We start from the raw sequence: 25,573 nt of genomic DNA, 5'->3' as shown, positions 1-25,573 counted from the left end.
GATCAAAAACCCGTCATCCTCACCGGCCGCAGAACGCCTCAGCGGTGCGCCCCGAGGCCCATGACGGGCTGCCAGCCCCCCTGCCCGGGCCGCTGCCCTGCACGATCACACAGAGCCTCTGGCACGCCGCAGCCCCCCACACTGCTCCTGTCCAGCATGATCCACCGTGACCGGATTACGACGGCGGCCCCCGCACTCCTGTCACATTCGGTGCGTGCGAGAAGAACATCCCGACGAGAGCGAACTGTGCGCACGGGTGGACGGGCTCCTCGCCGACCTCTCCGCGCAGCGGATCCCCCTGCCCCCGCCCCGCGAACGGACGCGCCTGCGCACCGCCGCAGGCCTGTCCGCCGAACAAGTGGCAGACGCCCTTTCCTGCCGGGCCGGGGACATCGCAGCATGGGAAGCCGGAACCCGTGAGCCGTGCATGCCGCGCCGCGCCGCCTACGCCCGCCTGCTGGACGGTCTCAAGACCCTGGAGCAGCCACCGCAGACCAAGATCCCCGCCCGTCAGGAGCCCACGGCGCCCGCCGCCCGGACCGAGCAGCCCACGCTCTTTCCCACCGCCGACCAGGTGCCACCGCCACCGCGCAGGCCTGTTCCCAGCCAGCGGCTCGTCACCCCCACCGGGCCACTGGCCGTCATCGCCTACACGGACACCTTCGTCGCACACTTCACCAACAAAACCCAGCTCCCGCTGGACGCCAGTGACCTTACCGGCCTTCTGCAGTGGACCCTGGACAGCGGCCTGAGCCGGGAAGCGCTCTCCCCGTTCGACCAGGCCGGAGACCCGCTCCTTGTCCTGACCCCCGCAGCCAGCACTGCACTACACCTGCCTGCCGAACTCGACGACCGCGTCACGCTGCGCCTACCCGAAACCCACCCGGCCCTAGACCGGCTACGCCCGGCAGGCTTCCAGCTCACCCGCCGAGGCTTCGGCCCCTGGCCCCGTATCTACCAGCCCGTCGCCAACAAGAAGCGAGCCTCCGTACAGCTGGCCGTGATGGCCTGGGGAGCCCTGTCCCAGGACGGCTGGCACCTTCCCACACTCTCGCCAGCCGACCTCGCGCACCTGCTGGGCCTCTACACCGAACGCCTGCTGACCCCCCGCGGCTCCACAGCCGTATGCGGCCAGGAACTGATGACCGCCCTGAGGCCGCCGACCAAACCCGTCCGTGACCCTTCCAGCGGCACATGGGTTTCCGGCCCCAATCCCGGCGCACTACGCCAGGCGCTGGACCCCGCGCCCCCGGAAGCCCCCGATGCTCACCCTCTTGCCGAAGGCCGCCCGCCCGAGCAAGCCATGCAGGAAGAAGCCTGGGACTGGAGCCGCCAGCCCGACCAGCAGGAAACATCCCAATACCTGCATGTCGTCGGGCTCGACACCAACCTCGCCTTCCTCAGCGCAGCATCCAGCCTCATCGTCGGTCTCAACGCCCCGCCCCGCCATGCCCTCGCCCCCACCTTCGACAAGAAGATCCCGGGCTGCTGGTACTGCGACCTGTCACAAGCCGACCTGGACCCCCGCCTGCCCTCACCCTTCACCGCCACCGGCCAGGCCCCGACCGGACCCGCCTGGTACACCACCCCCACCCTCGAATACGCCCAGACCCTCGGAATGGACGTCCGCCCGATCGAGGCCTACCTGCGCGACGAACCAGGCCGCTACCTCGACCCGTGGTACAAGCGGCTGAGGAACGCCTACATCGACACCATGGCTGACCTGGGCGTGCACGAAAAAATCCCCCAGGCCGACTACCTGACCGCCATGCGCAAGCTCTCCACGGCCGACCCCGCCCAGCTCGCCCTGCTCGCCGCCATCAAAGCCACCGCCAAGGGAGGCCTCGGAAAACTCCGCGAAGGCCCCCGCGAACTCACCGGCCCCTACACGCGCTGGCCCGCCCTGGACAAACTGACCTGGCGCCCGGACATCCGCGCCGCCGTCGTCGCCAAGGCCCGCGTCACCCTGCACAGCAAAATGCGCAACCTGGCTGAACAGACCGGCCGCTACCCCCTCGCCGTCCTGTCCGACTGCGTCCTGTACCCCGCCCGCACTCCCACCGCCCTCGACATCGTCCCCAGCGGACCCGACCAGCAGGGCATGAAGGGCTTCATCCGCCTCGGGGTCAACCCGGGCTTCTCCAAGGAAGAGGGCGTCCAGAGCATGCCCTGGTACCAGCACCAACTGGCCCAGGGACTCAATCCGGCCCGCTACATCAAGAACGAGCCCGCCGGCACGTGAGTGAACACTCGCCTGCCGTAGCCAGCGGCATCACCACCGACCATCGCTCAACCGCCGTGCTGCCACAGCGTGCTCGTCATCGGCGCACCCAGCCGCCACGGAAGACACGAAACCTCTTCCCACCCCCCGTAATCAGGAACGACACGATGCGGCTCCAACAGCGGCAACGGCACACTGCGCGGCACCGCCCGCTCCTCCTGCCGTGCCAAACGCGTCACCACAGGCACCGTGTTGCGATGCGCCATCAGCCACGCTTCCAGAGCACGATGCCCCCCGTCAGCCATCTCCCGCCCCATGCCGAGCCGTTCCCCCACCCATGCCGTCCACCGGCCCGTCGACCAGCCCGCCGGACCTCCCGCAAAACTGCGCCCCACCGCCCGCTGCCGCTCACGCACCGCCATTGCCTCCGCCACGACGACGGCCTCCGGATACACCACCAACGGCACCGCCCACAGCGCCGAACGATCCACCCCCAAGATCTCCTGCCGGCGCCGCCAGACTCCCCGCCAAGCCATCTGACGGCACTGCCACCAATACACGGCCACCTGCTGCGCATCCGCCATCAACGCCCGCGCATAAGGGCCCATGCGCCGCTCCAGTCTGACTCGCCGCACATGCGCATCCACAGCCTCAGGCAGCCGCTCCAGCCCGACCTGGACCTCTCCCTGCGCAGTCGCCGTCCACCGCCCGTGACGAACACACACCGCCCACTGCTCCCCGGAAACCCGCCACACCGGCCGCTCGCCGAGCCCCACTGCGCACAGAGCACAGGCCCGCACCGGCAGCCGCCCCTCCGGCCACGACTCGATCTCCACCTGACGACGCGCCCGCGCGCCAATCCTGCAATCCACCAACGACACCAGCGCCTGGACCACTTGTTCCACCGACCGCCCGCTGACCAGCGCCAGCCGCTGGCGCGCTACCGGCCCCAGACGCACCTCCTCAAACCTCGGATCCGCCCGTTTGACCGTCCGGGGCGCTCCGATATGCCGCGCCAGCTCCTCGAAACGCATCCCGTTGCATTCCGCCAGCCGCCACAGATACGACGCCACTGTCTCGCCCCGTACCATCACCACACGCCGCGGCAGCGGCGCGACCGGCTCTTCGATCCCCATCGGGCGATCGTGTCAGCGCTGACCAACAGCACCGCAGAAACAGGCCACCCCCGCGACGAAAGCCCTCTCGAGTTGACCCTCCGTCTGAGCGCCGACACCGTACAAGAAGCCCTCGACCGGGCCGACTCCCGCCACTGGACCCGCAAACCACCCCGCTCCATACATGCGCGACTGGCCTACCTCCTCAGCCAGACCCGCCAGGATGCAACTACCCTCGCCAACCTGCTCCAGGTGACCTCCGCAGAGCTCGACGCGCTCCGCGCATCTCCACAGACACCCGCCGGCGATCCGCTGCACCAGGCCGTGGAACGCGAAGTCCTCCGTCGCTGGCAACCCCGCGTCCGCCGCCGCGCACACGCCGCCATCATCGCCAACAACGGCCAGATGATGCTGAGCTTCCGCGCCTGGCTGGGATTCACCGCGGCCGCAGGTTCAAGCGACGACCCCCGCCTGCGCTTTCTCACGTTGAGCCTTCAAAGCCCCTACCCGCACCATCTGTTCACCGCCCAGCACCGTAATGCCCCAGAGCCGGAACTGCGCGCCATCCTCAATAACGCCCTCAGCGCCTGCTACTTCCACCGAAACCGGCCAACGCCCACAGGCGAAACCGTCAGCCTGGAACGCATCGACTACCTAGAGTTCCACTATTGAGCGGGCCGACCACCCAGCAGGCGGCCCTGCCGCACACCAAGTCCGCGTGAAGGACTGGCCTGCTCCGGCCCTTCCTGATCGCGAAGAGCAGCTGATCGCCAGCGCCGTGCAGCAGACGTGTACCCGCGCTGAGAACGACCTCGACATCGCCGGACGAAAGGCGGTGGTCGCCCAGCCGTGCCAGGCCTGCGGCGGCCTGCTCGAATGCACGGAGGATCCGGCGCCACACCCCTCGTCCACTGCACTGGATGCGGGCGGACCTGGGGAGATGGAGATGGGTACCCCTTGACGGCCGAGCCGCCGCTCCTGCTTCGTGCATGGGCCGGTTGCGTAAAGTGTCCACTCCTCGGCCGTAATTGCGCATCCCGCTGCAGGTTGGACGGTCATCGAGGTACTGGACGGGGGGTCGTCCAGCCACGTGACCACCCGAACGGGCGAGTGGTGAGCAAGCACACAAAGCCGCGGTTTTATTGGCTTTTTGAGAATTCCAAGCTGGAAGATTCCACCAAGCGCAGAGGGCCCGCCGGCAACCTCCTACAGCCTCCAGCGGACCCTCATTCGGGCGCATGTTCCCTTGGAAGGACAGGACCCTCAGGTGGACCGTACACAGCTCGTCGGCGGCAAGCCGCCCGTTTCGAAAGCGATCCTCGTCACGTTGAATGCCCTCATTGCTTCTGATGTGGGCTTCCTCGTGGGCATCTTCGCGGGGACCATGGGCGACCTCGCCTTGGACGCCGCAACAGGCGTCGGAGCTGGCGCCGCCGCTGGAGCATTCGGAATTGGGATGCGCGTCGTGACATTCATCCGCAGCACATCGCACCGCTGATCGCCGGGGCCCCGCACGGATCGCGTGCGGGGGCCCGCGCGTGCGCACGCGGCGGCCGCCCGGCACGGCACCGTCCACATGTCCGCCGATCTGGACGAAGCTGTGATGCCGCGCGCCGCCGAGGTACCGGAGGACTGGCCATGAGCGAACCCACCGACGACGAGTACGCCGCTCACGTCGACCACATCGTCCACCAAGCCCAGAAACTCGACGGCTGCAAACAGCTCATCTTCGACGACGTGCGTGCCCGGGGCGAGAACACCGACGACGTGCGCATCACCGTCGGCCACCGCACCTAGAACGGCGGTTTCGAGGCGACTGAGTTGATGAGCTCAAGATGGATGGATGAGCCGGAGCAGCAGCCCGACGGGTAACTGATCGACGCAGGCCAGACGTCCCGTCACGACGACGCGGGAGGGCGTGCCGGCGACGGCCGGCCGCAGGGCATGCTGACGCTCGCACATGAGCACTGGGGGCACCGGCCCCACGTCGGGTGTCGCTCTCCCTGCATCAGTGCTCGTCCTGATCTGGTCGAGAAGGTGCTTCTTGCGGCTGAAGGGGGCTGACACCTCAAGCGTCATCGAATGCCATACGGGTGCGCTGCACCACGGCGGTCAGCTCATCGAGGAGTGCGGCCACCGCGGCCTGGGCATCGACTGCGTCGATCTCCCGCTCGACGCGCCAATGTTCCTGGCGCCTGTTTCCGTCAGGCAGCCGCTGTTCGGTTTCCACCACGGCGTGAAGACGCAGCCGCTCGTCGTCCAGAACCTGGATGGCTGCCGCCGCGGTCAAGGTATGTGACTGGCGAGGAAGGCTTTCCACCACGCAAAGGATGCCGCGTTCGTAGTGGATGACCTCTCCGGGGACTCCAGGACTTCGGGCGCGCAGGCGCTCGGGGACGGCCGTGCTCTGGGAGTGGCTGTCCACCTCGGTCCCGGGCCACAAGCCCAGCTGCGAAACGAGCCTCGCGGCACCTTCCTCGAGTTGCTCAACTCTCTCTTGGATGAGGGTCTCGGCGGCCTGGCGGCGAGCGGCGGCTGCGGTCTCGGCATCGCGCAGCGCCAGCAGTCGCTCGGCCAGGGAGCCTTCCCGCCGCGCAGCGGGCCAGGACTGGGTGGAGAGCGAACGAGATCGTGGGACGGATCCTTGGAAGGGGAAACAGTGGAGCCTGCGGTTGAGGAACTGCAGATACTCCACGGTGACGCCCGGGTAGGGCTCGAGAGCCTCCAGCAGGTCGTGCACCTTCTCCTGGGCGAAGGCGCTGCCCAAGACGACGCCGGTGAGCGCGGATCTGATGTCGACGTAGTCGAAATCGGTGGACTGATTCAACAGGATGAGCCGGTACTCGGCCTCGCTGTCCCAGTCGATGTGCTTGCGGAAGAACAACGAATCCCTATTGGCCTCTGCGTAGGCCAGTGCCACGGCATCCGCCCCGAACTCGGCGACCTGCCCGACATCGATTCCCCGGGTGGGAGGACCGTCCTGGCTGCGGAGGTAGCGGACCGGGCCGTGGAAGGCGAAGGATGCCGGACCGCTGTGTTTGAGGAGGGACTTGACGAGCTTGTCCCGGTCGAACCTGAGGCACACGCCGGTGTGCCCGGCTCCGTAGTGTGCCCACAGCGAAAGGTGGGCCCACCCCCGCAGCGCGTCGGGGTTGAACACGCTGGACGGCAGAGCCACATCCTGGGTCAGGCATCCGACCTTGGTGTGCAGGCGCAGCTGCCGGTCGATCTCGTCCCAGAGAGGGAAGCCGGCGTCGAGATCCCTCTGATCGTGATGCGCGCTGAGCGTCGGGTAATGCGGCTGTGATTCCCACAGATCGTTGGTCGACTTGTAGGGCGACAGGCGCAGATTTCCCGTGGGGAGGATGTGGCCGACTGCCGCTGTGGTGTTGGTGTAGTGGAAGAGGTGGCCGGTTGTGGTGCGCGGGGCCGTGGCCACTTCATATTCGCTGTAGGTCTCGAACGCAGAGGCCGGATGCGCGGGTGCTCCCCAACCGCCTGAGAACTCATTTTCAGTGGTCATCCCAATGCCCCCTTTTGCTGTCCTGCCCGGCGCGGGCCGGCGCGGCTCACGTGTGACACTCTACCCCTATTGTCGTCACAATGACGACAATAGGGGTAGAGTGTCACCAGTCAGCGACACCACGGCCCCGAGAGCCGGCAAGCCCCTTCAGGTAGCGGCGGCGGTGCTACAGAAGATGATCGCCGATGACCCTCTTCCCGAGGCCGCAGCACGAGAGGCCGTCGGCGACGTTCGTCGCCGACGGCCGACTCGTCGCCCAGGAAGAAGCAAACCGGGCCGTCAACGCCCTACGTGCTCGCGACCACGGGACGGGATCCCTCGCTGCGCAGTTTCCCCTCATCGCCCAGCAGTGGCATCCGCACCGAAACGGCGAGCTCACCCCGACGCAGCTCACTGCCTACACCACCTGTACAGATGGCTCCGCAAAAGGGGCATCCGCTTGCTCGTGCCTTTTGCACCTCAAGGCGAGTGAACAGCCGAACTCGCGAGGCGGCTCGGGAGCCGCCTCCATCGGCACCTGGCGCCCGTGGCACAGTCCGATGTCAGTGGCTGGCGAAAGAATGAGGGTGACGCAGCAGTCCTGGCAGGGCGCCGTATCTGGACCGAGGTTGCCGCAGTCGTGTCCAGCGACCTGCCAGTGTTGAGGGTCCTCACCAGCCGCGCTGGTGTGCACCGTTGCCCCTGCCCAGTAGTGGAGGTTCACCGTCGTGGCAAGCGCGCTTGTCGCCCCCTTCCGTTCCCGTCGTGCGTCCGACCCAGAGGACAACGACGGCATCTCCGGCGAAACACCCCCGCAGGCCGCAGAGTTCACTTGTCGCGCGGCAGTGCTGGTCCGTGTCCCTCGGGGCGAGGAGAACATTGCCGGTGAGCTGTGGGAGCGGCACGGCCTGCAGTTCTCCCAGGTGGAGGACGCCGGGCAGGATGAGGCTGAGGGGATGCTCTACCGCGTGGAGGTGCGCCTGCAGGGAAGCCGCTGGGGTGCGTTGAGTGAAGCTGAGCGCCGCGTCATGACCGCGTTGGCGGGCCGAGTGACCGCGCACATCGGCGACGCCACGCTGCTGGAACCCGAGGACACCCAAACGGCTGTGAGTACCTGGCACGTGTACCGCAAGACCGACTGGGGATCCGGATGGCTGCGGACCCCTGCCGCACGGCTGTGGGTCCGGGTGGGGGCAGCGGATGTGCATCGCCGGGTGCGACTGGACGGTCCGGGCACACGGGAGGAGGCTTTGGCGGCTCTTCGCCGGACACCGAGCCTGGGAGGCGTGGCCTTCAACGACACCCGCCACGACGTGCGGCCGGGAATCGCGCCCGCCCAAGCTCTGCGCCCACAGGACCCTGCCCCCTGGCATACCCGGGCCTTCGGGCTTCCCGCCATGACGGTGGCGGCTGCCACGATGCTCTTCGGCTGGACGCTGGCCGGCCTTGGTCTGTGGTGGCAGATCGCGCTCGCGCCACTGCTGCCAGCAACCGCTTGGCGGGTGGGCACTTGGGTCGCTGACCGGGAACAGCACTCCAGAGCGATCATCTGGCTGTGCGGGCTTGCCCTTGTCGGCATTATGGGTGCCTGCGGTTACATGGCCCGGGTGATCTTCACAGCACTCGGAGGCATGCCGGAGCTGTGGCGGGTGGGGTTGGCGCTGTGCGGCCTGCCAGTACTGCGGGGTTGCGTGTATGCGGTGCGTCAGAGCTGGTTCTCCCGCAACGCCGCCGCCCTGGTACCGATCGCTGTTCTCCCCCTGGCGTGGGTGCTGCCCTGGATGGGGCGGCTGGCCCAGGGCGTCTACCTGACCGTGTGCCTCGGCATTCCTCTCTCGGCTGCCAACGCCGATCCTCTCTGGATGTATCTCGCCGGCATGAAACCGGCCGGCCTGTGCGTCATCGCCGCATTGTGCGGGCTGGCCGCGCTCGGCTGGGCCCGGCACTTCTACTGGGTCACCGGCTCGAAGTCCTACTGCATCGCCACCGTCGGCACGCTCACCGTGATGATGATGACGGCGGCCATGATCCTGGGTCTGTCTTCCGCCACCACCGCCGCACAACGCACCGCCGCCCAGGCCGCGGCCGGGCATGATCCTTCTGCCTTCTTCGGCATCAACGCCCGACTGGTCTGCGTGAGCCCTCTCGACGAGGCGAAGACGGCCGTCCAGCCGGGACCGCTGCCCACCGGCCATCCCGTCCTCGCTTTCCATAGCACCGGCGACGAAACCTGGCTGTGGGATCCGCAACGGGCCAAAGGCACCGCCAACCCCGCGGACAAGGCGCTGCGCGTGCGCACCGATCAGATCGCGACCCGCCCCGCTGAGCGCGGAACCCACACATGCCCCGCGCTGTAGCTCCCGGTTCGTAGAGCTGGTCCGGGTCGGGCGGCGAAGGTACCGAGCGATCATGACCAGTACAGATGAGCAGGGGCCGGTGCGGTGGGAGCCGTGGGCCAGGGCCAGCAGGTTCTGGCTGGCGTGCCAGCGCTGTTGAGCACCCGGCTGAGCAGTAGAGGCCAGCGCGAACCGGCTTCAGGCCCAGCAGGTTCTCAAGCTGCGGCCACGGCTCTTGCATGCCGCCATCCCGTCAACCACTCGTCTGCCCCGGGCGCTCCCGCCGGCAGCGTACGCCGCAGGGCGCCGGACTGCGCAGCGCGATCGCGCAGGGTCCGCAGGCTGATGCGCACCCCGTGCTCGTCCTCGACGAGCCACTCATGTGATGAGACTGGCCCCCTCGGCAGGCCGGGCCGAACTGCGTCCTGCTCGAATGCAGGGGCCGAGCCATACCGGTGATGCTTGATGCGCCCCAGCGCATCGAGGTGGGCCGGGACCGTAGGCCATGGCGGCAGTGCTCACGGCGACCTCGTCGCGTCGTCCACGCCCACAAGACGCAGCACCTTAACGTCATAGTGCACTGCTCCGACAGGACGGCAGGGCCGGGGGCGGTCCTGCGCCGCGCGCCCTGGTGAGGGCCGCCCTCCAAAGCGTTGCGCTTCATCCGCCCACCGCCCCACACATCGGCAAGTGGCCGCAACCGGTCACCGCATGACAGGGGCCGCGCCGGTCACGGGCTGTGCACGGCCGCAGGCCGACGCCTGCCCCGCCTCGCGTGCCTGCACAGACGAGACCGGCGAGGCAGCCGTGCGCAGGCCCCACCGCGGGCGAGACGTGCCAGCAGAGACACGCGTGCCTGCTGGCCTGCGCTGGCTGTCAGTATGGCATCGACGATGAACCGCCCCTGGTTCACCAAGTGGAGGGCCCCGGGATGCCGACCTCGATTGCCAGCCGTGCCGCCAAGCTCATGCAAGCCGTGCAGAGCGGTCCGATCCGCACTCGATGGCACTGGCTCGACTACAACTTCAATCCGAGGACGCGCGGCTTCGTGACGGTGGCAGGGCCCACGGTCATGGCCCTGGCGGCTGGTGACGCAGTGATGCCGGGCTTTGCTGCAGAGCAGCTCAAGCGGCTCGAGTCGTTCGGCGGGGTCGAAAAAAGCCGAGGCCACTACCAGCAGATTCTGGCCTGGTACTGCGAAGTCCTGGTCGTAGCGCATCTGGCTGCCTACGCCTGGCCCGCTCCGGTGGCCTTCGAGATGGAGCCGACTGCCGGCGACGCAAAGGCCAACCCCGAGGTCGTCATCAAGCTTGATGGCGTTGGAGCCCTGGGAGTGGAGGTCAAGGCCGCCGACCTGAGCACCCATCTGAAGCACCGGGCATCGAACCCCTGGCAGCTCAATGCACGCACCACAGTGTCTCCGCAATCGCTCGGCAAAGCCGTCACGCTTCCTCGCGACAACCCGGTGAAGGACTTCCTGGTCAGCGCAGACAACAAGTTCGCGGCCTTCCGCGCCTTGGACCCCGACTTCCGGTCGGTGCTCGTCATCGTGTGGGACGACTTCGTCAACGAGCCTCTGACCGCTTTGACCTCTCCCGCATCGGGACTGTTCACGGCGAACTCCTTCCACCGCGTTGACGGCCGCGCCGTCGAATATCCGAACGTGGACGCGGTCCTGCTGGTCAGACACCAGCACCAGGTGGTGGAGGGTCTGGCGGGCCAGCCGCTTATCGACGAGCGGGCCCACCTCCTGGACTACGGCCAGCCCGGCAGCTTCCCCCCGCACGCGCTGGTCACGAACCCGGCAGGACGCCCATTGCCGGCCGAATTCCTGGCGGCGTTGCACGCTGTTCCGCTCCAGGCGCTGAACGCTGCGGCGGAGTACAACCCCGGCGAGATCGTGATGTGGGCCGGCACCGCCGACGACCCAACAGACTGATGCACTCGAGGACTCGCAGGTCCCAGGTGACTGGGCACGCGTCACGCGGGCCGACACCACAACCACGCCGCCGCAGCACAGATCTTGCTCGTCTCAGCGACCAGGACTCACCTGATACCTCCAGGGAAGCCAAGACCTTGGCCCGACGCCGGCACATCCGGTGTAAGACGGGCTAGGGCGCGCCTGCCGACGGAATGGATGTCGTCGAGGGCCGGATCCAGGGAGGTGACATCCCGCTGGAAAAGCTCAAGTTGTTCGGAGGCGGTGCAGATGCTGATCAGCAAGGGGATCAGCCCCTGCCAGGCGTCAGCCGGAGAGCGACGGCTGATGGAATCGGCGCAGTCCAGGTAGTGGCGCACCCGAGGGTTGCTCGCACGGACCTGCTCGATGTGCCGCACAGCGGGATCTGGCAGGCCGGCCCGGCACGCCAGACGCAGCGCAGGCGCCGCCTCCACCAGAACGGCGAGCACATGGCGCACCGTGCACAAGGTGTCGTAGTCCGTCTCACCCAGCTGCCGCGCTTTGTCGGCCGCGAGTGCCCCATGCGGCAGGGCGGTCCGTTCACCGGAACACTCGGCCTGTGAGGCGATGGCCTGCATCTCGGCGAACGCCTGCGCGGACAGGAGTTCATGACCCTGGGAACCGAAGGACTCCCTCAGGGCCTCCACCATCATGTCCGCGCCGAACTCGTGCTCGCCCAGCACCGCGGCGGCTGCGAACGTCGCCAGCCCGTATGCGTCGGCCCGGCTGTGCGGATCGGCCGGGTGGACGCGGCCGCCTGCCCGGCGTGCGCTGCGGACCCGGTGATAACGCCGCGCGTAATACGCATGCGCGGCAGCAAGCGCGGCGTCCGCACGCTGCTCCGGATCGTCACCTGCCGCCTCGACGGCTCGTTCGACGACTGCCAGCGCACTGGAGCGATCCTGAGCGATGTACCACGTCAACGCCTTGCGGACGCCGCGCTCCGGCAGCGGGACCCACGTGGCCACAAACGCCTCAGCCGACCGCGGATGCACCGTGAAAACGCGGAGCACGGCCTTCTCAAGACGTGTCTTGCTGGCCGTGGCCACAGCCAGCGCCTCGGCGACCACCGCCGTATCCGCAGTGATCTCCGACACCGACCCGGCCCCTCGGCCCAGACCACGCCGGGCGCCCCACGGCAAAACCCCGAACTCCCGCCAGCGCCTGATTTTGGCGAAGCTCACGCACAGCCCCCGCGTCCGAAGGAGCTCGGCCAGCTCACGTTCAGCCGCACTCGGCTCCTTCCACGCCACTGCATCAGCCTATTTACAACCCCGCGATTTCGCCGCCCCGCCGACGAATCCGTCGATGGCCTACTGGAGCACGCACCCGCCGCCTGATCGGTGCCCGCGCTCACCCCTGGCCAGTAGGAGGATTCATGACCCGACCCACCCGCCGCACCCCACGCCGCCTGGTGCACGCCGCCAGCTTCGCAATGCTCCGTGGCGCCGCATACGCGACCGGCAGCACCGTCATGACCATCCTGCTGCTGTGGCTGGTCTCACGATGATCCGTAGGTCCGCCTGCCCGCACATCCACGCATCCGGCGACGCCGGTGCGGCAGACCAACGGTTTGCTCTTACGGATTTCGCACCAGACCACGTCGGTAGAGAACGATGACGTTGCCGATGCGATCGGCCGCCGGGAATGCCGCGGCCGACGCCGACAGAGGATTCAGCACAACCATCTCCCCGGTGCCCGGTGCCCGGTGCCCGGTGCCCGGTGCCCGGTGCCCGGTGCCCGGTGCCCGGTGCCCGGTGCTGGCCGCGGTCGCAGGTACCGGCAGGTGCCGCAGCCGTGGCTGCTTCCCCCGTACTGCCGCGGCCGCCGACCACCACCCTTCTCGGCTTCCGGACGCCGGTACGCCGGAATCCACCGTCATGCCGCGCTCAGGAGTCCGCGCAACAGCTCCCGGCTGTTCTGCGGCGACGGGCTGTCGCGCTGCAGGCCGTCAAGGACATCCGCGTATGAGCCGGTGTGGTCGGGCTTGTCGAGGTAGACGGCACCGTCGAGCTGTTCAATGAAGACGACATCGGGCACATCGGTGTCGCAGAAACTGAACAGGGTGAAAGGCCCCGCCGCGACCGGGTGGCCGCTCGAACTGAACGGCATCACCTGCAGGCGCACATCGGGCCGCTCGGAAGACTCGATCAGATACTCCAGCTGCCGCCGCATCACGGCACTGTCGCCGAAGGGGCGCCGCAGCGCCCCCTCGTCCACCACGGCATGCAGCACGCGACCATGCTGCGCCTGAAACAACTCCTGGCGCTTCATCCGCAGCGCCACCCGCCGCTCAACATCGATCTGGCTCACCCGGGGCGCACCCACGCTGCCGCACACCACACGCGCGTAGTCCTCCGTCTGCAGCAGGGCAGGCACACACTGCACGTCGTAGGACCGGATCGTCGACGCGGAAGCCTCCAGCCCCAAAAAGGTGGAGAACCAACTGGGCAGAACGTCGTAGTACTGCTGCCACCAGCCCGGCGCATTGGCTTCCCTGGCCAACGACAAGAACCTGGCACGCGCCTGAGCATCTTCCACGCCGTACAGCGTCAGCAGGGCGGCGACGTCCGCTCTCTTGAAGCCGACCCGGCCCAGCTCCATCCGGCTGATCTTTGTCTCCGAGACGCCGACAGCCGCAGCAGCCGCCTGGACAAACAATCCACGCTCCAGCCGCAGTTGCCGTAGCTGCGTGCCGAGCTGCAGGCGCCGCACGACCGGATTGGGCCCAGCAGCCACCATCTCGGAGAGTTCCCCGTCACCCTCCCCACCACCACGGGCCGAAACCGAACCCCCAGGCCCACCGGCGGATACCAGCCCGGACAGCCGCGCTGCATTCATCAGGTTGGCGCGCCCTGCACCCGAGTCGCCCGCCCTGTCCCGCGCCTCACCGATCCTGCGGATCGCACGGGCCTGGCTTCGGGACGTGCGGGCACGCAGCTGCTGCGCGCCCGGAGCGCCCAGTGAGGAACTCTCCAGCAGAACATCGAAGTTGTGGACATGCTCACCCACAGCGATCACCACCTCGACGCGACTGCGCCTTCTGTCTCCACCGGTACAGCAGGCCTTCAACGGCCCGGACCGACGGCTCACCCAGAATCTGACAGATCTCCTGCTGCGTGTAGCCGTCCAGTAACAGAGCCACCGCCGCCTGCGTCCGTGACTCCCCGATGCACTCCAGCTCCTCCAGGACCTGCAGCTTGGCACCCACCTCATCGGCGGCACTCAGCGGATGGACCGGATTCTCATACACAGCCTTCTGCCGCTGCATGGCCAGGCGCTGACGCTCCTGGCTGCTGCGGTACCGGCGGAACTCGTTGGGAAAGTAGGTCAGGCAGGCGCCCATGAAGTAGGTCGTGATGCTGGCTCCGCCCTCATAACTCCAGCCACCATCGATCAAGGCCCTTTGCCGGAAGGACGGCAGCGCCTGAGCCACCGTCATCGTCGCCAGCTCCTCGCGGAGATCACTGTCCGACGCCAGCGCTTCAAGATCGAGTTCGTGCGGTCTGAGCCCGTAGCCACGCTCGGCCGCTAACCGGAAGATGTATCCGGAGTGCAACCAGCCACGCAGCACCGAAACGCCATAGCGGACCAGCTCCTCCACGAAGTGCTCGTACTGCCGTCCCTGAAAGCCCTGACGGGCCAGCACCAGCACCAGCTGCCGGTCCCTCAGCCTCCGGTCAACGCTGCGCTGCAGTCGCCGGCTCGCCCGTCCAAACCGTGCATCCATGCGGAGCAGATCACCCTGAGACACCGGCGCGCTGAAATCGCGTTTCTCGCGCTGCTCTGGAGGTTGTAGGTCCCGGGCGGACGCGGCGGCGGACTGCCCATCCGCGACATCGCCCTGCATTCCCTGTCCCCTTTGCTGTCTGCGGCCCGCCCCCACGCGGCAGGGGGTCGCCTTCGTTGCCCCCTTGTAGGTGGCAGACCTGGCAGCACCCCACGGGTTCTTCCGAAGATTTTTCGCGGGAACCGTGAGAGGAGAAGACGCCGTGGGCTGACGGCAGGAGCGCGATGTAGGAGCGGTCGTCTGACGCTCCAACCAGCAGGAGAAATCCAGTGACCTCCGCCCCCACCCCGCCCCAGGACTCCGAACCGTTTTTGACCTTGCACGCAGCCGTCGTACTCGTTGCGGCCTTCCTCATCGGATCGACTGTGGGCGGCCTGACCCACCTCACCGGCACACCGGCGCCCGGGGCGATTCTGGCGGGTCTCCTTAGCGCAGGAGCCAGTATCCCCGCACTACGTCACCTCATCCGGTGACAACGAGCGGCGGCCTGGCGCCCGAACACAACGAGCCCAGGCGCGCCAGCAGTTGAGGTCCTACATCCGACGGCAGCTGTAGCCGCTCGAACCTCAACAGCCGCCAAGCGCGCTGCCGCCAACCCCAGGCCTCGAGTACGCGAATGACCAGGGCGACCGGGACCAACCCACCGGTCTCCCTCGGGAAGCGTCGACGTGAGCTTCCCCACCCCTCTCAAAGCAACCGCGTGCCATTGCAGCATGTGCCGTGGGAGGCTCGGCACATGCGTCCGCGATCGAACCGCCCGGGGCGCTCCAGCTCCAGGGCCACAGCGGCCTCGAGGACGACCGGCTCCACAGACATCGAGGTGTAAGCAGCCGATCATGAAAAGAGGCGGGGCAGCTCGCCGCGTCCGCCGGGGGCCCTTGCGGCTGCCAATGCGCGAGCTCGCCGGCCTGCCCGCTTCGGCCGTGCGCCGGTGCGTTCCCTTTTCCGGCAACGCGATCACCCGACCCCTGCTCCGGATGAGAGACGTGGTGGTGCGTGGGGCCTTGAACGGGCTCGCCGCCGTGCCTCAGCTCGGGGTGGCCTCCCTGTTCGTCGGCGACCACGCCGTGCAGCCAGCGCAGCCTGTGCGTGGCTCGACCAGCTCGGCTCTCCCCATAGGACACGGTCTTGGTTGGCCGGTGAGGGACCGAAGCGAGACAATGGAACTGAGTTCACTCCCGAGCTGGGAGAGGGTTTACGTCTCTATATGTGCTGAATTCAACATCCTTGCGACCTGTGTCCTAGCGGGCCAGCACAGCGGCTGAGTCAGCCCAGACGTGGCGCCTCTGGCTACCAGTGATTGCACCTGTTCTACGTCGAGTGGCATGGGCCGGGGGCGCGGACGAGGACAGCCATGAAGCAATCACCTGCTGATCAGGGCGGTGCACGGCTGCTTGCTGGGCGGTATCGATTGGTCGAACAGCTCGGTCATGGGGGCATGGGCACAGTTTGGCGAGCTCACGACGAATTGCTCGATCGCGAAGTCGCGGTGAAGGAAGTAAGCGTTAGCGGTCTGCCACCGGAGGAACAGTCCGTATTGCATGTCCGGATGCAGCAGGAGGCCCGGGCCGCAGCTCGCATCAAACATCCAGGCGTGATCATGGTGTACGACGTACTGGAGGAAAGCGGCAGACCCTGGATCGTCATGGAGCTGATCGACGGCCAGTCTCTTGCGGACATCATCGACACTGAGGGAACCCTGTTGCCTCGGGACGCCGCCCGCATCGGGGCGGTGGTGGTGGCCGCCCTGGACAAGTCCCATCAGCTCGGCGTTCTCCATCGTGACGTCAAACCGGCCAACGTGCTGCTGGAGCGAAGCGGCAGGGTTGTGCTCACCGACTTCGGCATCGCGCTCTTCGAAGGTTCCCCTGGGCTCACCCGCACCGGCGACATCGTGGGCTCGCCTGACTACCTCGCCCCTGAGCGCGCTACGGGACACCGGCCAGGTCCGCCCTCAGATCTGTGGTCCTTGGGCGCAACTCTGTACGCCGCAGTCGAGGGCCAGTCACCCTTCCGGCGAACATCAACGCTGGGGACGCTGCAAGCCGTGATCACCGACCCGCTACCCGAACCACGCCACGCCGGGCGTCTTGCCCCGGTCATCGCGATGTTGCTGCGCAAAGACCCGGACGCGCGGCCCAGCGCGCCGCAGACGCAGCACATGCTCGAGGAGGTGGCTGCCGGAGCGACAGCCACCGACGAAACACACCCCGCCACCCAGGTAGTGCCTTCCCAAGAAACGGAAGCCATTGCTGAAGCACCCGCCGGCCAGACCTCACAGCTGACGCCTCCAACGGCCCGACCGCCATACGACGCAGAGGCTCCGGACCGCCGGCGAGAAACCGCACGTGGCACCCCTCCAACGGCCACCGCACCCTCCACCAGAAACTCACACCCGGAGGAAATGCGACGCGCCGGCGGCGGTCGGCGCACCAGGCTGCTGGTCATACTCGCCGCTGCACTCGCGATAGTGGTAATCGCCGGGCTGGTCTGGACACTCACGTCCAAGAGCGGCAACAAGCCTGCTACCTCTCCGCAGACCACCACATCCGCAAGCCCCTCCGTGACCGCTCCCTCACCAGCAGACCAGGCCTCGTCCCTGGATCAGTTGCTCGACCGCAGTGCGGGATCTCGGAGCAGCGTTGTCAGCGCCGTCAAGGCTGTGGAGGCGTGCAGTTCACCAGCATCGGTCTCAGCAGCGAGCACGGCCCTGAAGAATGCCGAGCAAGAGCGCTCCACACTTATCAGCGAACTTGATGCACTCGACCTGTCCCGAGTCTCCGGCAGCGCCGACGCGACAACGCATCTGCGTACAGCCTGGCAGCACAGCCAGGATGCCGATGCCGCATACGCCGCTTGGGCCGATGCGATGGCCAGCGGCGGATGCACGCCTGGAAGCGCACCGCATGACGACAACTACAAGACCGCCAGCGCCTCCAGCTCTCAGGCGACCTCCGCTAAGAACGCCTTCATCCAACGATGGAATCCGATTGCTGAGCGATACGGACTCCCTACCAGGACGTCGGACCGGATCTGAACCGACAGTAGCCGGGCAGCCGCAGCCCTCGTGCAACGGGAGTCTCCTGGAATGGCGGGTGGGGCGCTCTGGCGGACGCCTCGCTCAGGTAGGGGTGGCGCATCAGCAGCACCGCCGGCGCCGTGTACCAGACTCCGTAATACAGGCTCGTGAGATGCACGGCGCCGAGCGCCATGGTGTCCTGGAAGAGTCCGAGGGCCCAGCTCGGGATGGGCCGACCGTACGCACGGAGCCGCCGGACATGAAACGCGCCTGCCTAAGAATCGCCCTCGCCGCGGCACTGGTGGTGCCGTCCACAGCTTCAGTGAGCCTGCCGTCGACACCGGCCGTCGCAGCCACCGCGTGCCCGGTCCGCTTCCTCGGCCTGCACGGCTTGAACGAACAAAGCGATCTGCACTCTCCCCCCATCAACGCGACCTGGAAGACGTTCGAGTCCGCGGTCGCCGCGAAGGGGGCCCGACCGAAGCGGGACTCCATCAGCTTCCCTGAGGTGACGACGCAGGAATTCCTGGACAAGACGCGCAAGAGCCGGACTGGGGTGGAGCCGGATGTGAACGCAGGCGTCCAGGCTGTCCAGCGCGCCATGGACCAGGCAGTCAGGAAGTGCCCCACAACGAAGTTCGTGCTCGCCGGGTACTCCTTGGGCGCATGGGTCATCGACAAGTTCCTCCTCACCGACTCTCGCCGTCGGCCCCTGATCCTCGCTGCCCAGCTTTATGGTGATCCGCAGTGGAACGAGCCCGGGAAGGGACAGGGCCTGGCCGTCATCCTCGGCCGCGGCCTGCGTACCAGCTACCCTCCATCTGCCGACCGTGTGCAAAGCCTGTGCAACCACCGTGATCCGATCTGCGAAACCGGCTACCGAGCAGGGACACTGGACCTCACACGCCGGATCGCCGATACGCTGAACGTGAAGTGCCCCGGCTCCTCTCACTGCTATCCCAGCCAATCCACCACGCAGGGCGGGCAATTCCTCGCCTCCAGAGTCGACGTCGATTGGAACAACCGCACCTACCGTCTGACATGCGACGACATCGTCAACAAGGCGGTGCCGGTCACGGTCCGCAACGGCCGTGGGACCGCGCGAGGAAGCGGTCTCGAGGGCTATGACCGCTGGGAGGTACAGATTCAGCGCATTACCCGGGGAACTGTGCCGCGCGTGGGGGATGTGACCGCCGTGCTGTTCTTCTGCAGCCCTCAGCCGAGCAACTTCGCGCTGCAGGAGCTGCGCGTGTACCGCACGGCTGACGGCCGGGAAGTCGGCCGCACACCGACGTTCCAGGTCGACGAGCTGCCCCCGCAGTACCAGCCGGACACCGTGAGGTTCAGCCGCGGTCGCCTCCTTGCAGACGTCGAGTTCTACGGGTCTGGAGACAGCCATGCCGACGGCCCATCGATACTGCGACACGTCACCTGGCGCTGGGATGGCAGGCAGTTCGTGAAGCAATCCGAGGTCGACGCCCAGACGCCCGACAAGGTCGACCTGAGCACCCAACGCGTTACCGTCAACGGAATCGGCCCCCTGCAGACCGGTATGACCCGCGCCGAAGCCGAGCGGGCGATCGGTGCCCGTATCCCCGATGGACCGGGCGGCCCGCACTGCAAGGATCTATCCGTCGAAGGAGGGCCGGAGGGACTGCTGTTGCGGTTCAACAACGATGAACGGCTCGTCGCAACCTATGTCCTCGCCCCCTCGTCAATCTCTACCGCATCGGGGATCCACCGGGGCAGCACACGAGACGAGGTACTGGAGACATACGCCGGCGAAATCGAGGAGCCGAACACCGGCGACCTCGTCTTCACCCCGAGCGGGGCACAATTCCAAGGCATGGTCATTACCTTCGCCATGGACGACAACGACACTGTAGACCGCTTCATAGCCGGGGACGAGGACTTCACTCAACCTCTGCCCTGTGGTGGCGACTGAGCCGGTGTTGGGCTCAGGAAACGCATCGGTCGCAGAGCACGGCACGTGGCCGCCGCCGGGGGGCGTTCGCACTCTGCAGGTCAGCAGGCGCAGCACACTGGCAATTCCCTCCGCGAGTCATCGTCAAAGCCTTCAAGGCTGGTCGAACGCACAGCTTTCGGGGACTCGAGGTGCAGGTGGCCGAGTCTTGCAGGCGCCGCCGCATCCAGATTGGCACCTGGAGCCGAGGCCTCACCACCTGCGGACCGAGGCCCCATGGCCAGAAGGCGTCACGAAAGCAGCATCCGCGTCCATATAACGGCCAGGAACGCGCAGGCGAGCGCGGACAGGCTCTGCACGACAGCGCTGACCGGCATCCTCAGGCGGGGCGTGGACTATGAACCGCTCCGGGATCGGTGGAGCCTCTATGCGTTGACTCCAGCCGCCGGTTGGGGCTGGTGTTGAGCGTAGTGGTTGGTCTCGTGCTCGTGGGGCGGGATGTGGCCGATGGCGGTGTGAAGGCGCTGGTAGTTGAACCAGTCGACCTATTCTGCGGTGCCGAGTTCGACGTCGGCGAGGTCGTGCCAGGGCCTCTTGGGTTTGATCAGTGCGGTCTTGTAGAGGCCGATCTGGGACTCCATGAGCGCGTTGCCCAGGGCGTCGCCGACCGTGCCGATCGAGGCGTCGATACCCGCCTCGAGGAGGTGAGCGGTGAACGCGAAAGAGGTGTATTGACTTCCGGCATCCGAATGATGAACCAGCCTCGGGCCAGTGGGAGTTCCGGCACTGTCGCGGCGCCACAGGGCCATGTCGAGGGCGTCGAGGACGAGCTGGCCCGCTTGCTGGTGGCGGCGGACCAGCCCACGATCGCCCGCGGGAGCACGTCCATGACGAAACGCGACGTAGACGAGACCGGGCCAGGCGGCGACATAGATGTAGTCCGCGACCCATCGCTCGTTCGGCCGGGACGCCGTGAAGTCGCGTTGCAGCAGGTCAGCTGCCCGATCATGGCCGTCGTCCCGGACGGTGGTGCAGATCTTCTTCCCTCGCCGGGCGCCCTCCAGGCCCAGGTCGCGCATCAGCCGTGCGACGGTGCAGCGGGCGACCGATATGCCCTCGCGATGCAGTTGCCTCCAGACTTTCCTGACCCCGTAGACGCTGAAGGTGTCCGTGTGGATGCGTCTGATCTGCGTCTTCTTTTCGGTGTCGCGGGCTGTTCGGGTGCTGGGGGTGCGGTTCTTCGCCGCGTAGTAGGTGCTCGTCGCGATCTTCAGCCCGTGGCTGGTCAGGACTCGGCAGATCGGCTCGACTTTGAACACCTTCCTGAACTCGTCGATGAACGCTACGAGCGCTTCGACGGCCGGTCGAGCTCGGTCGCGAAGAGAGCTGAGGCCGCCTTGAGGATTCCGTTCGCCGCCGCAGTTCGGCGTTCTCCGCCTTCAGGCGCTTGATCTCTGCAGCCTCGCCCGATGTCACGCCCGGACGCCGGCCGGCATCGACTTCGGCTTTGCGGACCCAGGCCCGCACCGTCTCAGCGGCACCGATCCCGAGCTTCGCGGCGACCGCCTTCATCGCGGCCCACTCGGTCGGGTGATTCGGGCGGACCTCCGCGACCATACGCCCCGCGCGCTCACTAAGCTCAGCGGGATAGAGGGACGGACGTGCCATGACTCGATCCTCCCAGGGAATCGAGCCTCCATCAGATCCGGAGCGGCTCACGAAAGAGGGCCCGTCAGCAAGCTGACAGACCCTCATACAAGACCGGGGCTGGCTCCCGGCGCGCTTGACGCCGGAGGACGCCCATCGCGCCAAGGATCGGAGTCAGGAGCGCGTGTGCCAGCGGGCGGTGCACCTCGCAGCATGGTGGTTCCGGCGTGCATGCCTGTAGTTTCGCCTGTGCCTTAGCCTGGGCACCGGCAGGGAGTCAGGACTTTCCTTACGTTGCGTCGACTCCGTGACCGGCTGCACATCGCGTTTGCCTTGCCCATTCTCCCGACTGCCAGCATCGGCGGACCCCGGGCACCCGTACCCCCATCCACGAATGATCATTTGTACGACTACTTCAGCCAGAACCGGTGCTGCCACGCTTGAATGATCGCCACCTGGTGCGACTACAACCAGCACTAGCGTCACGCACACCACTGCAGTCAGAGAGAGAATCCGTGGTAAAGCCGGAGTCTTGCTCCATTGCATGAACACTGTCAGCTCCGTTTCCCCCTTCGAACGGCACGCTGGCCGCCCGTCACCTACCTGTAGCCAAGTCTTCCCACATGCGGCGAGCATGGGCATAGGTGCGCGGCGCAGGACAGCACGTGCTCTGGGGGGCTCAAAGAGGGCTCACTCAAGGTAAAGACTTAGTAATCCCCAAGTTGGTTCGTAACATCAGGACACGGAGAGCAGATCGGGGTCATGATGGTCCATCAACGGGAACCCAACCGACAGCTGGAGCAGCTGCTCAGTGAGGCACACTTCTCGCGCAAAGGGCTGGCCCGGCGGGTGGCGAAGCTTGCCGCGGAAGAGGGGCTCAGCGTTCGCTGTGATCATACGTCCGTAGGTCGATGGCTTGCTGGCTCCGTTCCTAGAGACCCCACCCCCGCTCTGCTGGCACAAGTCTTCTCCGAACGCGTAGGTCGCATGGTGACTCCGCGAGACTTGGGCATGGATGCCGTGTCCGAGGATCAGACGGTTGGTCTTCGCTACCCCAAGACCGTGCACGACGCCGTAGATACAGCTTCACTTCTATGGAGGTACGACGTGGAACGCCGAGAGTTTCTCATCGGCTCTGCATTTGCGGCTGGGGCCGTGTCAGCTGCCAGTCGTGACTGGTTGATCGGCAATTCGCGGAAGGAACTAGGCTACGAAGGTGGCACCGCATTCGTCAGCATGTCTGACGTGGAGCAAGTGCGTGCACTGGGAGAAGAATTTGAGAGGATGAGCCACACCTTCGGATCACAGAAGATCCGTCGGTATATGGTTGACTACCTGCGCCATGAAGTGGGTCCTTTGCTCAAGCGGACTCGCACAGAGAAGGTCGGACGGGAATTACTCCATGTAGCCGCCGAGTTCACTGCAGCTGCGGGGTACATGGCCGTCGACTGCAATGATTTAAATCTCGCTGAGCGCTACTACATTCAAGCGCTTCGCCTGGCGGATGCAGCGGACTCACGCCGTTACGGAGCTCAGGTGATGGCCACCCACATGGGACACCTCGCGCTTTATGCCGAGCACCCCAGAGAAGCTGTGCAGCTTGCAGAGGCCGCCCGTTCGGGAACCCGACAGAAGACTGAACCCCTAGCAGCTGCAGTCACCTGGGTGGTGGAAGCTAGGGGGTATGCCCGGATGGGCGATACCCTCGCCTGTCAACGAGCCCTATCGCAGGCCGAGCGATACTTCTGCCGCTCGAACCCGTCGGAGGCTCCGCGGTACCTCAGGTACTTCCAGCAAGCCTACCTGTCGGACGCTTTCGCGCACTGTTTCAGGGACCTGAACCAACCTCACAAGGCAAGCGAGTTCGCCCGTCTCGCCCTCCGCGATCTCCCAAGCACTCACACTCGCCGCCGGGCGATCAACACAGGCATCCTCGCGCATGCATGTCTGGCGAACAACGAGCCCGAGGAGGCCGCTGCGCACGGGCTCGAAGTCGTGCGACTGGCCAGTAGCCTGAGGTCACCACGCGCACGCAACAGGATCGCGACTCTGCACGCAGGCTTTCTCCCTCACCAGAAGGCCCCAGGGGTAGCAGTCTTCCTAAAGCGGGCCGATGCCCTACTGCAACAGGGATCCGTGCAGGCGGTTTAAGTCCTCTGTTGACCCTGTGCTCGCATCGCTACGATCCTGACATGAGCTACGCACCGAAACGGGTCTCGGCAGGGTTGGTGATCCTTGTGGGCCCGCCAGCAGTGGGTAAGAGCACCTTCGTGCAGCACCTAGTTCAGACGGGGAAGATCTCTCAAGAGGCAGTAGCATCTACCGATGCGATTCGAGAAGAACTTGCTCGCAGCAGTGTTGTCTCGGCTAGGGACACCTCACACGCTGAGCTTGTCGCTGATGAGCGTGACCGTCAGCTCCTGAAGACCCTCGCAGCCGGGTGCACGGCGCTAGCGGAGTCAACGAACGTCACACGAAGGGCTCGTGCGCGCTTAGTCGCGATCGCCAGACAACAATGCATCACGGTAACGGTATTACGCTTTGAGCAGAGTCGTGAAGTGCTGTTTCAGCAGAATGCAGAGCGAGAAAGGCGTGACGTCTCGGACGCTGTAGTTGGCGACCTCGCATCCATAATGGATCAGGAAGCCGATCGTGGCCAGCTCTACGCAGATGGCGCGGCATGGGTGCACGACGTCCCGGGGCGCGGACAAGGAATCTCAGCAGCCGAAGCAGCTCAGCTCTTCGCATTCAACAGGTTTATCCGTCGTTGACTCCTTAGTGATCTAGCCGGACTTCTGTATCCGTCCTGGTCAACGGCCTGGCGATGAGCAGTCTAACGAGTCCGTGCACGGTAAGCGGTGAGACATCGCGAACTTCAATGTGACCTGAGTTCATCTCTGCCGTGACGGGTCAGATCCGCGGGTTGCAGGTGGGACAGCAGACTGGCGATCGCTTGGACGGTGTCGCTCGTATGCTCGCGGCGGCCGAGGTGGCGGGCCAGGGCCCGCCAGTTCTTGAGAGGGGCGATGCCGTGCCCAAAACGGACACGTAGAGTGCGTTCTGCGCTGGCGCTCGTGCATCTCCTCGTACCAGTCCGGGGGTTCTTCTTGAACTTGCAGTGCGGCGGGATCGCTACCCGGCCGCCTGTCTGGGCGCCCAGTCCTTGGTAGCCGGCATCGGCGAGGATCTCGACCGCGGGTCCGTCGGCCAAGAGCCTGACCAGTCCTAATCGGGCCGTGCTGGGCTGCACCACAACAGGCGGCCTTCGCCGTCCGCGACCACCATGGACTTGATGGCGTTCTGCTTGTTCATGCTGGAGATGAACTTGTGGCGGTCCTTGCGTCCGGCAGCAAGCCGATGGACACGGATCTCGGTGCCGTCGATGATGCCGGTCGTGCCACTCGTGCCGAGATGGTCGACGACCTCGGCCAGAGACCGCAGCCGCACATCGGGGCTAACGGTGCAGCCTTGCTCTGCGAGCAGGGGCCGCACCTCACCGATGGCTCGGGTGATGGTGGAGCGGTCGACGCCGAACCAGCAGGCCAGCATGTCATGGGTCGCCCCGTGACGAAGATGGACGAGGTTCGCCAGGAGCCGGTCGACGACCATCAGTCGGTGCTTCGTGTTGGCGCCCACGGCCCGCCTCCTCACGCGAGCGGCAAGCCTCGCCCGCTCACGTTCCTGTCACAACGGGCCGATCCCTGAAGGAGTTCAGCAATCACTCCTGCAGTCAGCCCCGTGATCCCGCCGATTGCTGATGATCACCGCACGCGTCGAGTTCCCCACCACCCGACCATGATCAACTATCCAGCCTCGACGTCTCACCGCTTATCGTGCACGAGCTCGTTCGGGTCCCGGGGGCCGGTCGACCTGTGAAGGGTGGCCGTATGGGTGATGCGGCATGTGCCTGGCGGGAAGTTCTCGATCGAGGCACGGCTACGGTCGTGGTCATTGCTGATTCGAAGCCCCCTGCGGGGCAACCCGCTTGGCGGGTGGTCGGGTGCGTTTTGGACAGCTCAAGCCGCATTCGGACAAGTGTGCGTGACGCGGGCCACACTT

General features: G+C 66.4%; 18 protein-coding genes. 11 read left to right on the top strand and 7 right to left on the bottom strand.

Going from position 1 to position 25,573, the window contains the following annotated elements; all coding sequences use genetic code 11:
• Nucleotides 1-214: 214 nt before the first annotated feature.
• Nucleotides 215-2,242, top strand: coding sequence for a telomere-associated protein Tap (tap, locus tag RFN52_RS00300; RefSeq protein ID WP_311240827.1), 2,028 nt, complete (start codon nt 215-217; stop codon nt 2,240-2,242).
• 47 nt (nt 2,243-2,289) lie between these two features.
• Here the strand turns inward: tap and RFN52_RS00295 are convergent, their stop codons facing one another.
• Complete coding sequence (locus tag RFN52_RS00295; protein WP_184854650.1) at nt 2,290-3,357, bottom strand: TniQ family protein; 1,068 nt, start codon at nt 3,355-3,357, stop codon at nt 2,290-2,292.
• Between the two features lie 9 nt (nt 3,358-3,366).
• On the opposite strand from RFN52_RS00295, the gene tpg reads away from it, so the two are divergent.
• The 3 genes from tpg to RFN52_RS00280 all read left to right on the top strand — a co-directional run bounded on the left by tpg (nt 3,367) and on the right by RFN52_RS00280 (nt 5,133).
• Complete coding sequence (gene tpg / locus RFN52_RS00290) at nt 3,367-4,008, top strand: telomere-protecting terminal protein Tpg (RefSeq protein WP_184854651.1); 642 nt, start codon at nt 3,367-3,369, stop codon at nt 4,006-4,008.
• Nucleotides 4,009-4,603: 595 nt separating this feature from the next.
• Nucleotides 4,604-4,834, top strand: coding sequence for a hypothetical protein (locus RFN52_RS00285; RefSeq protein WP_184854652.1), 231 nt, complete (start codon nt 4,604-4,606; stop codon nt 4,832-4,834).
• A 140-nt stretch (nt 4,835-4,974) separates the two neighbouring features.
• Nucleotides 4,975-5,133, top strand: coding sequence for a hypothetical protein (locus RFN52_RS00280; protein WP_184854653.1), 159 nt, complete (start codon nt 4,975-4,977; stop codon nt 5,131-5,133).
• A gap of 271 nt (nt 5,134-5,404) precedes the next feature.
• Here RFN52_RS00280 and RFN52_RS00275 read toward each other — a convergent pair whose 3' ends face one another.
• Nucleotides 5,405-6,859: a DUF2971 domain-containing protein gene (locus RFN52_RS00275; protein ID WP_184854654.1), complete on the bottom strand. Its 1,455-nt coding sequence runs from the start codon at nt 6,857-6,859 to the stop codon at nt 5,405-5,407.
• Nucleotides 6,860-7,566: 707 nt separating this feature from the next.
• On the opposite strand from RFN52_RS00275, the gene RFN52_RS00270 reads away from it, so the two are divergent.
• Together RFN52_RS00270 and RFN52_RS00265 are read left to right on the top strand one after the other, a co-directional pair.
• Nucleotides 7,567-9,195, top strand: coding sequence for a hypothetical protein (locus RFN52_RS00270; protein ID WP_184854655.1), 1,629 nt, complete (start codon nt 7,567-7,569; stop codon nt 9,193-9,195).
• A gap of 910 nt (nt 9,196-10,105) precedes the next feature.
• Nucleotides 10,106-11,113: a hypothetical protein gene (locus RFN52_RS00265; protein WP_184854656.1), complete on the top strand. Its 1,008-nt coding sequence runs from the start codon at nt 10,106-10,108 to the stop codon at nt 11,111-11,113.
• A 107-nt stretch (nt 11,114-11,220) separates the two neighbouring features.
• Here RFN52_RS00265 and RFN52_RS00260 read toward each other — a convergent pair whose 3' ends face one another.
• Nucleotides 11,221-12,387, bottom strand: coding sequence for a hypothetical protein (locus RFN52_RS00260; RefSeq protein ID WP_184854657.1), 1,167 nt, complete (start codon nt 12,385-12,387; stop codon nt 11,221-11,223).
• Nucleotides 12,388-12,512: 125 nt separating this feature from the next.
• Between RFN52_RS00260 and RFN52_RS00255 the strand changes: the two genes are divergently transcribed.
• Nucleotides 12,513-12,644, top strand: coding sequence for a hypothetical protein (locus tag RFN52_RS00255; RefSeq protein ID WP_311240826.1), 132 nt, complete (start codon nt 12,513-12,515; stop codon nt 12,642-12,644).
• A 368-nt stretch (nt 12,645-13,012) separates the two neighbouring features.
• Here the strand turns inward: RFN52_RS00255 and RFN52_RS00250 are convergent, their stop codons facing one another.
• Together RFN52_RS00250 and RFN52_RS00245 are read right to left on the bottom strand one after the other, a co-directional pair.
• Nucleotides 13,013-13,876 carry a helix-turn-helix domain-containing protein gene (locus RFN52_RS00250; protein WP_184854741.1) on the bottom strand — a complete coding sequence of 288 codons (864 nt, stop codon included), beginning with the start codon at nt 13,874-13,876 and terminating at the stop codon, nt 13,013-13,015.
• A gap of 262 nt (nt 13,877-14,138) precedes the next feature.
• Nucleotides 14,139-14,984, bottom strand: a complete 846-nt coding sequence (locus RFN52_RS00245) for an RNA polymerase sigma factor (protein ID WP_184854658.1) — start codon at nt 14,982-14,984, stop codon at nt 14,139-14,141.
• 1,294 nt (nt 14,985-16,278) lie between these two features.
• Between RFN52_RS00245 and RFN52_RS00240 the strand changes: the two genes are divergently transcribed.
• Nucleotides 16,279-17,961, top strand: a complete 1,683-nt coding sequence (locus RFN52_RS00240; protein ID WP_184854659.1) for a serine/threonine-protein kinase — start codon at nt 16,279-16,281, stop codon at nt 17,959-17,961.
• Nucleotides 17,962-18,115: 154 nt separating this feature from the next.
• On the top strand, nt 18,116-19,888 hold the full coding sequence (locus tag RFN52_RS00235) for a cutinase family protein (protein ID WP_184854660.1): 1,773 nt from the start codon (nt 18,116-18,118) through the stop codon (nt 19,886-19,888).
• A 524-nt stretch (nt 19,889-20,412) separates the two neighbouring features.
• Here RFN52_RS00235 and RFN52_RS00230 read toward each other — a convergent pair.
• A complete protein-coding gene (locus tag RFN52_RS00230; RefSeq protein WP_311240825.1) occupies nt 20,413-21,186 on the bottom strand; it encodes an IS3 family transposase in 774 nt (257 codons plus the stop codon).
• 1,090 nt (nt 21,187-22,276) lie between these two features.
• Here RFN52_RS00230 and RFN52_RS00225 point away from each other — a divergent pair.
• Together RFN52_RS00225 and RFN52_RS00220 are read left to right on the top strand one after the other, a co-directional pair.
• Nucleotides 22,277-23,665: an NsdA family TPR-like regulatory protein gene (locus tag RFN52_RS00225; RefSeq protein ID WP_486388995.1), complete on the top strand. Its 1,389-nt coding sequence runs from the start codon at nt 22,277-22,279 to the stop codon at nt 23,663-23,665.
• A 41-nt stretch (nt 23,666-23,706) separates the two neighbouring features.
• Entirely contained in the window at nt 23,707-24,285 is a 579-nt protein-coding gene (locus RFN52_RS00220; protein ID WP_184854662.1) for an ATP-binding protein, read from the top strand.
• A 454-nt stretch (nt 24,286-24,739) separates the two neighbouring features.
• Here the strand turns inward: RFN52_RS00220 and RFN52_RS00215 are convergent, their stop codons facing one another.
• Nucleotides 24,740-25,150 carry a helix-turn-helix domain-containing protein gene (locus RFN52_RS00215; protein WP_311240823.1) on the bottom strand — a complete coding sequence of 137 codons (411 nt, stop codon included), beginning with the start codon at nt 25,148-25,150 and terminating at the stop codon, nt 24,740-24,742.
• Between the last annotated feature and the right edge of the window lie 423 nt (nt 25,151-25,573).

The sequence above is a fragment of the Streptomyces collinus genome (assembly GCF_031348265.1).
Taxonomy (GTDB): Bacteria; Actinomycetota; Actinomycetes; order Streptomycetales; family Streptomycetaceae; genus Streptomyces; species Streptomyces collinus.
This window is presented reverse-complemented; position numbering and strand designations above follow the sequence as displayed.

Coding starts and splice junctions, on each gene's coding strand:
- RFN52_RS00295 (WP_184854650.1), bottom strand. CDS start 3,357: ATGGGGATCGAAGAGCCGGTCGCGCCGCTGCCGCGGCGTGTGGTGATG.
- RFN52_RS00280 (WP_184854653.1), top strand. CDS start 4,975: ATGAGCGAACCCACCGACGACGAGTACGCCGCTCACGTCGACCACATC.
- RFN52_RS00275 (WP_184854654.1), bottom strand. CDS start 6,859: ATGACCACTGAAAATGAGTTCTCAGGCGGTTGGGGAGCACCCGCGCAT.
- RFN52_RS00265 (WP_184854656.1), top strand. CDS start 10,106: ATGCCGACCTCGATTGCCAGCCGTGCCGCCAAGCTCATGCAAGCCGTG.
- RFN52_RS00255 (WP_311240826.1), top strand. CDS start 12,513: ATGACCCGACCCACCCGCCGCACCCCACGCCGCCTGGTGCACGCCGCC.
- RFN52_RS00250 (WP_184854741.1), bottom strand. CDS start 13,876: ATGGTGGCTGCTGGGCCCAATCCGGTCGTGCGGCGCCTGCAGCTCGGC.
- RFN52_RS00245 (WP_184854658.1), bottom strand. CDS start 14,984: ATGCAGGGCGATGTCGCGGATGGGCAGTCCGCCGCCGCGTCCGCCCGG.
- RFN52_RS00240 (WP_184854659.1), top strand. CDS start 16,279: ATGAAGCAATCACCTGCTGATCAGGGCGGTGCACGGCTGCTTGCTGGG.
- RFN52_RS00235 (WP_184854660.1), top strand. CDS start 18,116: ATGCACGGCGCCGAGCGCCATGGTGTCCTGGAAGAGTCCGAGGGCCCA.
- RFN52_RS00225 (WP_486388995.1), top strand. CDS start 22,277: ATGATGGTCCATCAACGGGAACCCAACCGACAGCTGGAGCAGCTGCTC.
- RFN52_RS00220 (WP_184854662.1), top strand. CDS start 23,707: ATGAGCTACGCACCGAAACGGGTCTCGGCAGGGTTGGTGATCCTTGTG.